Consider the following 11,252-nt stretch of genomic DNA (forward strand, 5'->3'; position numbering starts at 1 on the left):
TTTGATGCTTAAAACGGCAGCTTAGGTTTCCATGTGCAACCGCAACCAGGCTCCTCACCAGGCAGCACGTACTGGCCTTTGTCGCCAACCGGCAGCCCTTTATCGAGGTCAAACTCTTTGCCGTTCGCCTGCACATGCTTGTGACGGGGCTGATTGCCACCACCACTGTGCAGCCAGATACCCTTCCTGATGCCTGCCGCCTGCTGTCTCGCACTTGACAGCGCACTGGTAGCCTTTCGAACCTGGTCGCGAGCAATGAACTCAGCGCGCCTCCTGGTGATACCATTGCGTTTTCCAAACTCCCGCTGAATCTCATCGGCCAGTTGCTTGCGGTCTCCACCTTTTGCAATGGAACGGAACACCATCGACTCAACCTCGGTGAAATACTTCTCCGGGATGGAGCGAATCAGCGCCACGTTCTCTGCAATGATGGCATCACGCTTTTGCAGCATGGCCTCAGTCCATTGCATATTGATGGTCATTGAGTCTCGCCGGGCAGAGGCCAGCAGGCCGCGGTCAACCGCTACCTGTGTACGGTCGGTGATGTCTTTAGCGGTGGGGATAGCCTTTTCAATAAATCGATCAATCCATTTCTTGGCCAGTGCCTTGATAGCACGACCAACCAGCTCTACAGGATTGGCATCCATAGCAAGAGCATCCTGCGCCATCGGATTATCGAGCATAATGGTGACGACCTGCTCACGCACATCGTCATTCATCTCACGTATCGTTCTGAGTAGCTCTCTCTGGTACCATCTGATGTTTCCTGCGTTGTAATTCACTGGCTTCAGACTCTTCGTCTTCTTCCGGTTCATAATCACCATCCAGATTTTCGAAGCCTGCGCCCTCAATGCATTTCAGTGCATCACGGGCCTCTTCGGAGTCAACCAGTTGCGAGTCAGCAGCGATTGCGACTGTTTCGACACGAATCTTCGCTATCTCAGCTTTCTCTTTCTCGCCCAACTCATCCAGCGGACGGAAGTCGAAATAGATGTCATCTTTGATTTCACCAAACTCAGAGAGCTGGATAATTTTGAAAATATTCTCCAGAGCGCGGCGTATATCTCGCTCCTGCATCCCTGAGATGGTTTCGTGCCACGTCTCAAGCTCAGAGTCACCTGATGCATTAAGTCCGGCGGGTGCGTTCCCAAGCAGTTTCAGGTTAGTGATACGCGCCGGGATGCACATCTGGTCCTGATAGTTCGAAAGCAGGTTTGATAGCTCGCTGAGAGAGGTCTGCATGTGCTGCAGTTCTTCTTCTTTGTCAATCGCCCAGATACCGAAGTTATCCTGGTACTTGGTAAACATCTGAATGCGCTTGTCGAACTGACCGGGCGCCTGCAGGCGGGCTTCCATATCTGTCTTAAGCGCGCGCATACGCAAAGAGCGGAGAATCTTTATCACGTTCTTCTTTGCGTCTCGCCAGTCGGTAACGTAATCCTCCATCAGCTGTGTCAGTGACAGGCCACCGAATACGTAGGAAGGCTTGAGGATGTCCGGCACCGGGCGACTGATGATATCGATAAAGCGAGATTCATGTAGTGTCTGGCCCATCACGTACCACGCCTGTGGCTTGTAATAGTCATCAGCAAGCGGCCAGCGCGTGTTGTACATCGCCGGGTAAATCCAGGTCGGATCAACGCAGCGCAGGCCTTTCAGCGAGCCTTTGGTTATTTTTCGCGGGTCGAGAAACAGAGGCTTCTCTAGCTCCTTTTCATCCGCCCCGGTATCGATGTAGATATGCGCCACGCCGAACATGGAATCCTGCTTGACCGCTTCGTGAATCAGGCGCTTCACGTCATATTTGACAAGTGCCTGTTCCATCTTATCAATATCAGGATCGCCATCTTTGCGGCTTTTCACCTCAATCCAGTTGCGCGTCATCTCGTCGGCCATGACGGTATGCATGTTTGCATACTCAACCTGCTGAGACATGGCAGCAAGAATAGGGTAACCACGGAAACCGGAATACTCAGTTCCGATAGACATGCTGTTAAGCACATCGTATGGCGTGGCATCCATAGCCAGTGTGGTTTCTTTGCTTTCCGCAGGGATTACGCCGGGGAGCGGATCGTATCGCTCAAACTTTGCGGTGGCTGCCTGATCGCTTGCCAATGGTGCGTTATCGATATGCGACTGCGTGATTTTCACCAGTTCCCGTCGAGGGGCTTGCGCAGCCTGCTTGCGTCTTGTCATTGCAGTATCTCGTCAGGAATGTGGAATGGTTTGTGAACCGGAGCGAACGCCATGATTAGCGAGTCAGCCATGTTAGGGGACGGTATGCCGCGCTTCTTCATGTCCTTTTTGCTCTCAACCTTCACGCGACCGTTGTTGTCGTAATCTACCCATGGGCGAGACAGTTCTGCCTTGAGGTATTCCAGCTGCTTTATGCCAGAAGATAGGCTGATGAGCTGGTCATCGCTGAACTGCTTCACAAAATCCTTGTCGCCCGGATTGTTCTCTAGATGCTTGATGACGCGCCAGGTGTTATAGAAGCGATCACGTACACCCCACCATGCCTGAGCTTTGATGTTTGAGAACATATCTTTGTTTGTCTTGCCGTCTGCATATTTCGCATCTGGCTTGAACACAGACTCACCAGCATTGAATCCGGTGGCAGGAATGCGGCATACGCGCTTCAGGTGAGCTTTTACGCCAGCACCAACACCGATGGAGTCATAGATAATTTCTCCTGCCAAAATCTCTTCGGCGTAGTTCTTCACGCGGTCAGCAGAGGTGATAACGTCGCCTTTGTGCCACTGAATGCACTCCAGCACGACAGAGCCATGAGCGGTGGTGGTTGCGTTACTGTCCTCGCCCTCATCGGCAACGTCGAAGCCAACGCGCTTACGCCCGGATGGTTTGAATCCGATTTTAAGGTGGGCATCTACCGCCGCCGCTATCCATGATGGCTTGATGATTGCCATATCACTGTCAGCAACCGGCTCTCCCTCCCATATATGCAGGTAAAGGTCGTAATCTTTACGCTTGCACTCTTCCATCTCCAGCCGCAGAACGTCAGGAAACCACGGGTTCTCGCTGTAGTTCACCGTCAGCAGGCAGATGTCATCAGGAGGGCTGATTACGAAGCGCTGATGCGTATCGTCGAGAATGTTCTTCGGGTTATAACTGACCCATATTTCAGAGCCTGGCTTACGAATGGTGGGGATTAGCACTTCCCACGATGACTTAGATACGGCCTCTGCTTCTTCAATCCAGCAGATGTCTACACCTTCCAGGGACTTAATCTTGGTCGGGTTGTTTTTGATGCCGTAGAACATGAATTCGCTGTTGGTGATGAGGTGGCGAATGCTGTTTCGCTGCACCTCAAACTCTGCCTGATAGCCCTCACGGGTGATCGTGTCGTCAAGCAACCGGATAACCGAATCACTGATACTGTTCTGGAGTTCGCGGGCGCAGAGAAAGCGGTAGCACCCCCGGCGAGATATCTCTACGAGAAGTCGTGCAATCGTCCAGCTTTTCCCTGACCCGCGTCCACCTTTGCCACTTTGTAGCGGTGCGGCTTCACGAATGGCCTAAAGATGGGGTTAATTGCTGTCATCGTCGAATAGCTCACTTAGTGATTTGTTCAGGTTAATACCTATGTTGCCGCGCATCTCATTGCTGATTTGCTGCTTGAACGCCTGGACTGTTACGTGATCGCCAATGAGCTTAAGAGAAGCAACGGCACCCTTGGCATCGAAGCCGTATACCGTCCTGCCCTGCTCGTCTGTGAGTTCCTCGCCTCGACGGTCAGTTATCGGCTCGACTTCCTGCATGCAGCGCTCATGCAATTTCACAGCTTGTCTGAGCACGTAATCAGCATCAACCTGAAGCCGATCAAGCCTGTCTTTGTTGAGTTCCGCTATCAGTTCCTGAATGTGAGGTTTTGTGAGGTTCTCATATCCAGTCTCTTTGGCGGTCTTCTCGCTGTAACCCGCCCTGATAGCTGCCTGAGTGGCGTTCAAATCTTTCAGGTACTCACGGGCAAACAGCTCTTGTTTGTCGGTGAGCTTAGCCATTTATTTCTCTTCTTCGTAAACGGGTTCGATGTTGAAAAGCAGGACTTCCCGCAGGTTTACGCCACTTTGCGCTCCATCAATATTCACGAAAAGGAGAAATCCCGCTTCGATGTATGGGTCTGGTGATGACTGAAATCCCACGAGCATGCGCTCTTCTCCGTTGCTAAACGTTTCGTTCGTAGCAATAAAGACATTCCAGTGCTTGATTAATTTGGGCATCGCGTTACTCCGTAGTGAATTTCTTCTTCAGGCCATGATGCGCAATGAAGTGCGACAGGCGGTCTGCATCAATGCTCTTGCGTGATACGAACATCCAGACTTTGCAGACGGAAATCAACGGTCGCACCCACCACTTGATGCTTAGCTTGCAGATGAGCTTGAATCGCGCCATTTAACTTTCCTCAGTGAGAATTCTTTGCTGATGCCGTGGCGAGTGATGATTTGTGATGCTGGCCCGGCTATGTGATGGATGCCTGTCAGGTGGATGATGATGCCTACTGCCTTTACCGCAGGAATAACCCACCACTTCAGTTTCAGGTGTAGTGATGGGATGCAAACATAGCTCATTCAGAACTTCCTGCTGGTTGCTAATTCAGCGCTATACGAATCCGCTAAATCCATTTGAATCAAGCTCGCGCATCACATCAATAACAGCCTCTATGCCTTCGCTCATGGTTATATTGAAATATTCCCCATGAAGCCTGTGAGCTGCCAATTTCTGATGAGCCATCTTCTCGACTATCCTGAAGTCATAGCGCTTTGCTGTCATCCAGCTATCGGATACAACAAAACCATCGACCTTTCTTAGCTCGGTAAATCTTCCCAGGCATTTACTCCTTGAAGACATTCCCACCTTTACTTTCGTGCCATCACTAGCTACGTATACCCTCCCACCATTTCTGGTTAGGATTTTTGCAGTCATTGCGTTTTACCTTTTAGTAAGTGAGCCTGTCTCACAGAAAAGCCGCCCGAGAGAGGTCGCCACCTATAACGGCTGTTCTCAGGCTCGCTTACTGAAAGGCTCTCGTTGATGTGCGCGTGAGATGCGCGGAGATTTACTGCGGGTATAAAAAAGCCCGACCGAAGTCAGGCTCTGTTTATTTGAGGCATTGCTCTCTGATGTACTGCTGGAGATATCTTACTTTTGACTGGTCGCTGATGATTCCGGCTCTGATATCGAGAACGTTTGATCCAGCACCTGAAGAGAGTTCGATGGTCCCTGCATTGCCCACGCTGCCGGAGGTGGTGGAGATGGCCTCACATTTGCCTGCGACCCGCACCCGGCCACCAGAAGACAGCTTAGAGCGAAGCCTGTCATTTTCACTATTCGCATCGGCTAATTCCTTTGTGTACCTGGCATCGAGAGCAGCAACATCGCGCTGGCGTGTCTGCATGTCATTGATGGTCTCCTGCCTCTGTTTTGCGAGAGACTCGGCATTGTCAGCGCGGGCCTTTTGCCTTGTGAGCTGAGATGACAGGATGAGCACCACGACGACTGCAGCCAGAAACTCCACGGCGATAATCAGCCAGGCGCGGGCATTCATTTCTGACTCCACAGGCAAACTTCGCGCTCAATCTCGCGCCGGTTCATCAGACCTTTCCACTGCTTACCGCCTGCGTAGGTCCAGCGGCGTAGCTCGTTGCATGCGCCGACCGTGTCACCTGCATTGATTTTCTTCAGCAGGGTTGACTGGCGGAATGCTCCGGCGCCGACGTTGTATGAAAACGAATAGAGAGCCGCACGCGTTGTGTCGGGGATCGGACGCTTGATGAGAGGGTCAATCTGATTGGCGACCTTCCGCAGGTCTTTATTCAGCAGTTCCTGGCACTCGGCCTCGGTGTAGGTTTTACCCATGATAATGTCTGGACCTGTGTGCCCGGTGCAAACTGTGGGGACTCCAACTACATCGAGATAAGGGACGCGTACTGTGCCTTCAAGAGGCTCAATCATTTCCACAGCAATAGAGAAAGCACCGCCACCCATGGCAGCAATGCCTATGCCAGCAATGATTTTGTTGCGCAGGGCAGTAAATGTCGCCATGGTTACTGGTCCTGTGGTGGGCTTTGTACGAGTCCGCGGTTTAATGCGGCTTCATATGCGCGTGTCTGTCGGTTCTTGTAGTAGAGGTTCACCAGGAATGTAGCAATACCGATTACCACACCACTAATGATTGCGATCTGATTCCAGTCGAGGTTATGTATCCATTGCGACACGCCACCTCCGCACACAAGAGTACCGGACACGCAGTAGCTGGCGCCTGATGCGATTTTGTCTGGCATGATTTTCAATTTCCACCCCCCGTATTAAGGGGACTTGTCCAAATAGGAATTGTCTAGAAGATAAGCTGAACAAGTCCGGATATGCTTCACCTTGTCTAGAGATGAGCACCGCCTTGCGCCGTGTGGTAGTAACCGAAGAATCCGCCAATGTGCGGATTTTTTTGTTTAAAGTGCGCCGCAACGAGCTGTCATGGATATCTGAGGGTTGTTTCGAAGGGCGCAAAAGAAAAAAGGCCGCTCTTTGGCGACCTTTGAAATTTGGTGCAAACTGAGGGCCTCGAACCCCCGACCTCCTGATTACAAATCAGGCGCTCTACCGTCTGAGCTAAGCATGCAAATGTTATTTGCCGGGACCGCAGTTTCGAACTGCCCGGCGCAGTTCCTCATGACCGCTCAGCGGCTTGCGTTACCATATTGTCGGGTTCGACGAAATGGTGCAAATGAAAAAAAGCCAGCTGCGGGATCGAGGGTTTAAACTCGGCGCAGTCTGGCTTTTCTCTCTAGTCACCGTAACATCTTCACGGATTTCTAGTGTTAGAGGACTATATCCCCAGATTCCTGAAAAGTAAATAGCTCACGATAAAATAATGAGCTATTTCTTATTGCGCTATGCAGTTACCTTCCTGAGCGTGGAATCAGCCCATGATTCCTCTATCTCCAGCTTCCCGATTAACTGGTCATAGAAGGGCTTAACACTACGATCCCAGGTTGCCAGACCGATACTCTCAGTTGCTTCGCATATGGCGCGATACGCTTCAACAGCCGGGATGCGCTCATACCCCCGACCCCCGCATCGCTTGCAGTCCCCCATTACTGGCACGCCCTGCTTTTGAGTTTCTTTTTCCATCACCGCCCTACCACGGCCTTTGCAGTCACGGCAGTAAGCAGAAATAACGCCCTTACCTTTGCAGGAGTTACACAGCACGCGCTCAGTATCCCGCACCTGATAGTTAACATTCTCCGCAAGCGACTCATCCAGCCTCTTAATTTCAGTAACAGCCTCCGGCCGCTGCGTGCCGAATCTGGATTTCATTGTGAAGACTTCAACCTCAATGAAACCTTTAGCCTTGCAGCACTCACAAGGTTTTACGCTGGCCGCACTCCGGCAATAATCCATGTATGCATAACTTGCGAGTATTTGCATAACCGCTGGTTTAATATCTGTGTCGAGTTTGCGTAAGGCTGCAACCTTATCGCAGGTTTTCAATGCATGTTCAGTTAACAGGGTGACGGCGCGTCGGGCGTCGTACTCGCTTACTCCTACCTTCCCCATGAAAGCGCTAAACCCCATCGGTGCCAGTGACTGCACCATGCCCATTGCTGCCATCTGGTCAGTGCCTGTCAGGGCATCTGAGGCGGTGGCGCGTGGTGAGTCGGAGATTTGCGTGGACTTCGGGAAATGATATTTGACTGTTGATTCTAAGCTCATCGCTTCTTCCCCTTTGGAGTAACTGCCCAGGACTGAAAATGTGTTGGCTGGATGGCTGGAGTGACTGGCTTGAAGTAGCTGAGTAGTCGGGTTAACCAGGTCATGCTGCCTCTCTTTGCTTATTCAGCTCACGCAATTTAGCCCTGTAGAAAGCACGCAGCGCGTCGAGTTCTTCACGGGTGTATCGGTGAGCGGTGTTGTTGTTTTCGAGCTCTTCGACGCGCTGAGGGCCGATTTTGGCTATCAGGTTGATGCGGTACGTACCAATCGCGCCAGAGTGATGCACGTTGCAAGCTGCACACTGGCTGTGGCAGTTGTCTTCATTGAACCTGAGCTGTGATGCCGCCGCGGTAGTCCGGTAATGCCCGGCGTGATAACTGACTGCCGAAGTGCCACCGCAGCTGATGCATACTTCCCCGTCCCGCGCCCGGATGTAGTCGTTGAATGCGCGCTGAGTCATGTTCATCCAGTGGCTTAACGGTTTGGTTTCTGCTTTGCGCTTATTCCAGGCAGCACGCTGCTCTTTCTCCTCGCGCTGTTGCTTGCGCTGGGTGAGTTGCTTAGCGAGTTGAATGGCACATTTGGGAGAGCAGGCTGTTTGCAGGGTGTTGTGGGGTGTGAACTTCTCAGAGCAGCATTTACACTTTTTCGGCTTCGGTGGCTTTAGTATTGTCGCCATCCTCCCTCCTCACTGTTTCGATAACTTCATAGCCAATCATCATGTAGAGCGAGTCACACTCTTCGCATACCCATGTTTCATCCGGTGACAGCGATAGGCCACAATCAGCACAGGCTCTGTCAGATGGTTCTGTCATCGAGACCTCCTCATTCGATCGAACTTCGCCCGGAGCAGCGTGTACACATAGTCGTAAGTCGTTACCTGGCTTGCTGGCGGTACTAACTTCCGCTTGCTGCGGCTTCTGGCTGTAGGGGTGAATATCAGTGAGTCGATGGCTCGCTGTGTTGCTGATTTCTGTCGGCTCATTGGCGCACCTCACGCAGGCATTTATCGAATGCTGCCATCGCCTGGCTCACGCCGAATCCGCACGGCAAATCCGTCTTTTTGTAGAGCACCTTACCGAGCCTTTCCGGGTCGTCTTTCTTGATGATTAACCCGTCCCTGGTCATTGTTGCCAGAGTCACTCGTGTGTATGGCCTGGGTAGCCCGGCCAGCTCGGCTATCTCGTTCGATGTCATCCATTTGCCAGTTGATAACTGGTCGATGATTGCTATCTGCATTTTGCTCATGATTACTCCTCAGAAGTAGCTCCGAAGCTGATTGAGAATGTTAGGGTCACGCGTTCCGGCGAATACGTGCTTGATTGCGGCGTTTATCAGTGATGAATAGCAACGCTCAAACTCCTCCTGGTCCATATTCGAATACGCCAGGCTCTTTGCCTCTGCCCTCACCTCGCCGCGAATGTTCACAACCGTGTCGTAGAAGCCTGCCAGTATCGTCAGGTCTTTCCTGAATCGGGTGCGCTGGGTGTGTTCGTCGGCATTACCCATCCCGGCCCTGTCAGCACACCAGTGCTCGAAGCAGAATCCGAAGAAGGCCATTACCTTGCGGTGAAATTGGGGGTTGCGAGAGAGCTTGATGTCGGCGCAGTAGGTTTCGCCATTTTTGAAGCGGTGGAGTCGTTCGATATCACTGTCGTTCACTGGAGAAAATACGCCGCCCGGATGTTTAACCAGGTCGAACTGCATATCTACCTCCCTTCCAAGGTCTCCACGTAGTCATAGAGATTGTCAGCTGCAGCGCTGATTAAAAGGTCAATAGCCTGCTCGCTGTGGCCGCCTTCGCGAATCATCGACAGCGCGACTAGAAGCGCCTTTCGTGAATCGATAACAGGTTGGTGCTTCGGTTTAAATGGGATGATTTCTGCTGTCATGGTTCGCTCCAGTTATCTTCAATCGCCACGCTCAGACGATGCAGCCAGTCGGCCAGCTTCAGCATTGACTCTCTGTCGCTAAGCCCCCGAGGGAAGTCTTTCAACTCGACGGTTGGCTTAAACCCCCCGAAGTTGTCGCGTTCGATAGTGAGGTTCTGCTCAAGCACTGTGTTCTGCATGCGGGATGAGTGATGGAGAAGGTAAACCGACTTGGTGTTGTGTTCTTTCGGGTCGTACCTGTACTCAGTGAGTATTGCCTGTGAACGCACGCGCCTGTTACCGCGCCAGCTGGTCATATCACCCTCTCTAATTTATCTGACAGGCTCACTTGCGATGGGGGCGCGAGGAATAATCCCCAATCCTTATGGTAAACAGCTGCAACATTCCTTTCTCTCACCACCGCCAGTTCAATAAATTTGCACTTCAGGCTTTCCCCTAATCGGTGGTAGATAACCGGGTCGCCGCGCTTTAATCCACTCAGATGTTTCATCTCACCCTCTCCTCCCCGCCCATCGCCAAACTAAAAGGCCTACTAAAATTAGTAGGCCCGATACGATAAGTTCTGTTGTGTATGTCTGGTGCATTATTCCTCCGGTGGCTCTGCTAATGGCATCCAGTGAGTCACTGGCATCAGTGTTTCCAGTGCGCTATTTGAAACACTGCAGCGATACCAGTCGTTATCCGGCCAGAATCCGCGGTAACGCCAAACGCCGACGTCACGACCATCGCTCACTTGTACAGCCTGACCATTCCTAGGCGTTGATTCCTCGATTCGGATCCAGTTTCTCATCACTCACTCTCCTGCATCATCAGGCCCAGCGCCTCACGAAGCGCGGCGTTAATGGCATCATCTACGTATTCGTAATCGGTCAGGCTCACTATCGCTGAATCGCACCCTTTGCCGTCGTGCGTGGGATAAGTGGCGGCAGCACAATCACCGAAAGTGAGTAGGGGTCGATTAATTGAAACGGTGATTCCGTGCTTAACGGCCTGCTCGCGAACTTCCGCATCGCTCAGTTTGCTGTAGTCCATCAGGATGCCTCCTTGTAAACCAGCCAGCCATCAAAGCTGTTAAGCCATTTTTGTGCCTTCCGTCCATCACCGTGAACACCTTTTCTCATTGTTGCCTGGTTGATTCCCACCTCGACAATCCTATAGATTGTTCCTCTTGGAGAGATCCATGTATCGCCAACCGAAACTACTTCTGACTTTTCCCATGCCATGTTACTTACCCCCTCTGGCTGGCTGCCCGGCCCACATAAGGCCATCGGCTAATGCGATTCTTACAGCTATGGCTATCTTTGTTGGCTTCATGATTTCACCTTCCCCAGCATTTCCCTTTCCAGCACGTCAGCAGCTTGGCTTACTGTGTTGTGATATATCTGATATCGATTAGGGCAGTGGTGACCGGAAACTGATTCATGCTGTAGCAGAACTGAATATGTAACACCGCCTGCAGTCCACCAAAATTCATCGGCATTAGATTCGGACATTCGGATAACTTCGGGAAGGCTGTTGCAGTTTGGGCACCTAAGGCTATTTCGAAGCAATAATTTCCTTGTCATGATGACACCTGCCCGGCCCCGATAATGCGGAGCACTCTTTCCATCTCACGATTCATGATTGCGT

At 51.7% G+C, this 11,252-nt stretch carries 22 protein-coding genes and 1 tRNA gene; all 23 read right to left on the reverse strand.

All coding sequences use genetic code 11. The features are described from left to right. Positions 1-8 precede the first annotated feature (8 nt). On the reverse strand, positions 9-719 hold the full coding sequence (locus tag QLG07_RS07640; protein ID WP_282468917.1) for a phage minor head protein: 711 nt from the start codon (positions 717-719) through the stop codon (positions 9-11). Position 720: 1 nt separating this feature from the next. Next, positions 721-2,196: a DUF1073 domain-containing protein gene (locus QLG07_RS07645; RefSeq protein ID WP_282468918.1), complete on the reverse strand. Its 1,476-nt coding sequence runs from the start codon at positions 2,194-2,196 to the stop codon at positions 721-723. Further along, complete coding sequence (locus QLG07_RS07650; RefSeq protein ID WP_348994609.1) at positions 2,193-3,533, reverse strand: PBSX family phage terminase large subunit; 1,341 nt, start codon at positions 3,531-3,533, stop codon at positions 2,193-2,195. The genes QLG07_RS07645 and QLG07_RS07650 overlap by 4 nt, the downstream gene beginning before the upstream one ends. Positions 3,534-3,548: 15 nt before the next feature. Beyond that, complete coding sequence (locus tag QLG07_RS07655; RefSeq protein ID WP_282468919.1) at positions 3,549-4,022, reverse strand: terminase small subunit; 474 nt, start codon at positions 4,020-4,022, stop codon at positions 3,549-3,551. Next, positions 4,023-4,241: a hypothetical protein gene (locus QLG07_RS07660; RefSeq protein WP_282468920.1), complete on the reverse strand. Its 219-nt coding sequence runs from the start codon at positions 4,239-4,241 to the stop codon at positions 4,023-4,025. Positions 4,242-4,382: 141 nt separating this feature from the next. Then, positions 4,383-4,589 (reverse strand): hypothetical protein, encoded by a 207-nt coding sequence (locus QLG07_RS07665; protein WP_282468921.1) that lies wholly within the window; start codon positions 4,587-4,589, stop codon positions 4,383-4,385. A 31-nt stretch (positions 4,590-4,620) separates the two neighbouring features. Then, the gene (locus QLG07_RS07670; protein WP_282468922.1) at positions 4,621-4,944 is read right to left on the reverse strand and encodes a GIY-YIG nuclease family protein; all 324 of its coding nucleotides are present in this window, start codon (positions 4,942-4,944) and stop codon (positions 4,621-4,623) included. A 175-nt stretch (positions 4,945-5,119) separates the two neighbouring features. Beyond that, positions 5,120-5,566 carry a lysis protein gene (locus tag QLG07_RS07675; RefSeq protein ID WP_282468923.1) on the reverse strand — a complete coding sequence of 149 codons (447 nt, stop codon included), beginning with the start codon at positions 5,564-5,566 and terminating at the stop codon, positions 5,120-5,122. Then, positions 5,563-6,063, reverse strand: coding sequence for a lysozyme (locus QLG07_RS07680; protein WP_282468924.1), 501 nt, complete (start codon positions 6,061-6,063; stop codon positions 5,563-5,565). Before QLG07_RS07680 ends, QLG07_RS07675 begins: the two co-directional genes overlap by 4 nt. A 2-nt stretch (positions 6,064-6,065) precedes the next feature. Next, entirely contained in the window at positions 6,066-6,302 is a 237-nt protein-coding gene (locus QLG07_RS07685; RefSeq protein WP_048918300.1) for a phage holin, read from the reverse strand. 259 nt (positions 6,303-6,561) lie between these two features. After that, positions 6,562-6,637, reverse strand: a tRNA-Thr gene (locus QLG07_RS07690). A 272-nt stretch (positions 6,638-6,909) separates the two neighbouring features. After that, positions 6,910-7,731, reverse strand: coding sequence for an antitermination protein (locus QLG07_RS07695; RefSeq protein ID WP_282468925.1), 822 nt, complete (start codon positions 7,729-7,731; stop codon positions 6,910-6,912). A gap of 100 nt (positions 7,732-7,831) precedes the next feature. Next, positions 7,832-8,410, reverse strand: coding sequence for a recombination protein NinG (locus tag QLG07_RS07700; RefSeq protein ID WP_282468926.1), 579 nt, complete (start codon positions 8,408-8,410; stop codon positions 7,832-7,834). Continuing rightward, entirely contained in the window at positions 8,370-8,546 is a 177-nt protein-coding gene (locus tag QLG07_RS07705) for a hypothetical protein (protein ID WP_282468927.1), read from the reverse strand. The genes QLG07_RS07700 and QLG07_RS07705 overlap by 41 nt, the downstream gene beginning before the upstream one ends. Continuing rightward, positions 8,543-8,716, reverse strand: coding sequence for a NinE family protein (locus tag QLG07_RS07710; RefSeq protein ID WP_282468928.1), 174 nt, complete (start codon positions 8,714-8,716; stop codon positions 8,543-8,545). The genes QLG07_RS07705 and QLG07_RS07710 overlap by 4 nt, the downstream gene beginning before the upstream one ends. Further along, positions 8,713-8,979 carry a helix-turn-helix domain-containing protein gene (locus QLG07_RS07715; RefSeq protein WP_048918292.1) on the reverse strand — a complete coding sequence of 89 codons (267 nt, stop codon included), beginning with the start codon at positions 8,977-8,979 and terminating at the stop codon, positions 8,713-8,715. Before QLG07_RS07715 ends, QLG07_RS07710 begins: the two co-directional genes overlap by 4 nt. Before the next feature lie 9 nt (positions 8,980-8,988). Further along, positions 8,989-9,438, reverse strand: coding sequence for a DUF1367 family protein (locus tag QLG07_RS07720; RefSeq protein ID WP_282468929.1), 450 nt, complete (start codon positions 9,436-9,438; stop codon positions 8,989-8,991). 2 nt (positions 9,439-9,440) lie between these two features. Next, positions 9,441-9,623, reverse strand: a complete 183-nt coding sequence (locus QLG07_RS07725; protein ID WP_162475288.1) for a hypothetical protein — start codon at positions 9,621-9,623, stop codon at positions 9,441-9,443. After that, a complete protein-coding gene (locus QLG07_RS07730; RefSeq protein WP_282468930.1) occupies positions 9,620-9,919 on the reverse strand; it encodes a hypothetical protein in 300 nt (99 codons plus the stop codon). Before QLG07_RS07730 ends, QLG07_RS07725 begins: the two co-directional genes overlap by 4 nt. After that, positions 9,916-10,113, reverse strand: coding sequence for a hypothetical protein (locus QLG07_RS07735; RefSeq protein WP_282468931.1), 198 nt, complete (start codon positions 10,111-10,113; stop codon positions 9,916-9,918). The genes QLG07_RS07730 and QLG07_RS07735 overlap by 4 nt, the downstream gene beginning before the upstream one ends. 93 nt (positions 10,114-10,206) lie before the next feature. Then, the gene (locus QLG07_RS07740) at positions 10,207-10,413 is read right to left on the reverse strand and encodes a DUF551 domain-containing protein (RefSeq protein WP_282468932.1); all 207 of its coding nucleotides are present in this window, start codon (positions 10,411-10,413) and stop codon (positions 10,207-10,209) included. Then, positions 10,413-10,655 carry a hypothetical protein gene (locus QLG07_RS07745; RefSeq protein ID WP_282468933.1) on the reverse strand — a complete coding sequence of 81 codons (243 nt, stop codon included), beginning with the start codon at positions 10,653-10,655 and terminating at the stop codon, positions 10,413-10,415. Before QLG07_RS07745 ends, QLG07_RS07740 begins: the two co-directional genes overlap by 1 nt. Further along, positions 10,655-10,846, reverse strand: a complete 192-nt coding sequence (locus QLG07_RS07750) for a hypothetical protein (protein ID WP_282468934.1) — start codon at positions 10,844-10,846, stop codon at positions 10,655-10,657. Before QLG07_RS07750 ends, QLG07_RS07745 begins: the two co-directional genes overlap by 1 nt. Between the last annotated feature and the right edge of the window lie 406 nt (positions 10,847-11,252).

This window comes from Erwinia sp. V90_4 (assembly GCF_029967685.1).
GTDB classification, from domain to species: domain Bacteria; phylum Pseudomonadota; class Gammaproteobacteria; order Enterobacterales; family Enterobacteriaceae; genus Erwinia; species Erwinia aphidicola.

Coding starts and splice junctions, on each gene's coding strand:
- QLG07_RS07640 (WP_282468917.1), bottom strand. CDS start 719: ATGAATGACGATGTGCGTGAGCAGGTCGTCACCATTATGCTCGATAAT.
- QLG07_RS07645 (WP_282468918.1), bottom strand. CDS start 2,196: ATGACAAGACGCAAGCAGGCTGCGCAAGCCCCTCGACGGGAACTGGTG.
- QLG07_RS07655 (WP_282468919.1), bottom strand. CDS start 4,022: ATGGCTAAGCTCACCGACAAACAAGAGCTGTTTGCCCGTGAGTACCTG.
- QLG07_RS07660 (WP_282468920.1), bottom strand. CDS start 4,241: ATGCCCAAATTAATCAAGCACTGGAATGTCTTTATTGCTACGAACGAA.
- QLG07_RS07665 (WP_282468921.1), bottom strand. CDS start 4,589: ATGAGCTATGTTTGCATCCCATCACTACACCTGAAACTGAAGTGGTGG.
- QLG07_RS07670 (WP_282468922.1), bottom strand. CDS start 4,944: ATGACTGCAAAAATCCTAACCAGAAATGGTGGGAGGGTATACGTAGCT.
- QLG07_RS07675 (WP_282468923.1), bottom strand. CDS start 5,566: ATGAATGCCCGCGCCTGGCTGATTATCGCCGTGGAGTTTCTGGCTGCA.
- QLG07_RS07680 (WP_282468924.1), bottom strand. CDS start 6,063: ATGGCGACATTTACTGCCCTGCGCAACAAAATCATTGCTGGCATAGGC.
- QLG07_RS07685 (WP_048918300.1), bottom strand. CDS start 6,302: ATGCCAGACAAAATCGCATCAGGCGCCAGCTACTGCGTGTCCGGTACT.
- QLG07_RS07695 (WP_282468925.1), bottom strand. CDS start 7,731: ATGAGCTTAGAATCAACAGTCAAATATCATTTCCCGAAGTCCACGCAA.
- QLG07_RS07700 (WP_282468926.1), bottom strand. CDS start 8,410: ATGGCGACAATACTAAAGCCACCGAAGCCGAAAAAGTGTAAATGCTGC.
- QLG07_RS07705 (WP_282468927.1), bottom strand. CDS start 8,546: ATGACAGAACCATCTGACAGAGCCTGTGCTGATTGTGGCCTATCGCTG.
- QLG07_RS07710 (WP_282468928.1), bottom strand. CDS start 8,716: ATGAGCCGACAGAAATCAGCAACACAGCGAGCCATCGACTCACTGATA.
- QLG07_RS07715 (WP_048918292.1), bottom strand. CDS start 8,979: ATGAGCAAAATGCAGATAGCAATCATCGACCAGTTATCAACTGGCAAA.
- QLG07_RS07720 (WP_282468929.1), bottom strand. CDS start 9,438: ATGCAGTTCGACCTGGTTAAACATCCGGGCGGCGTATTTTCTCCAGTG.
- QLG07_RS07725 (WP_162475288.1), bottom strand. CDS start 9,623: ATGACAGCAGAAATCATCCCATTTAAACCGAAGCACCAACCTGTTATC.
- QLG07_RS07730 (WP_282468930.1), bottom strand. CDS start 9,919: ATGACCAGCTGGCGCGGTAACAGGCGCGTGCGTTCACAGGCAATACTC.
- QLG07_RS07735 (WP_282468931.1), bottom strand. CDS start 10,113: ATGAAACATCTGAGTGGATTAAAGCGCGGCGACCCGGTTATCTACCAC.
- QLG07_RS07740 (WP_282468932.1), bottom strand. CDS start 10,413: ATGAGAAACTGGATCCGAATCGAGGAATCAACGCCTAGGAATGGTCAG.
- QLG07_RS07745 (WP_282468933.1), bottom strand. CDS start 10,655: ATGGACTACAGCAAACTGAGCGATGCGGAAGTTCGCGAGCAGGCCGTT.
- QLG07_RS07750 (WP_282468934.1), bottom strand. CDS start 10,846: ATGGCATGGGAAAAGTCAGAAGTAGTTTCGGTTGGCGATACATGGATC.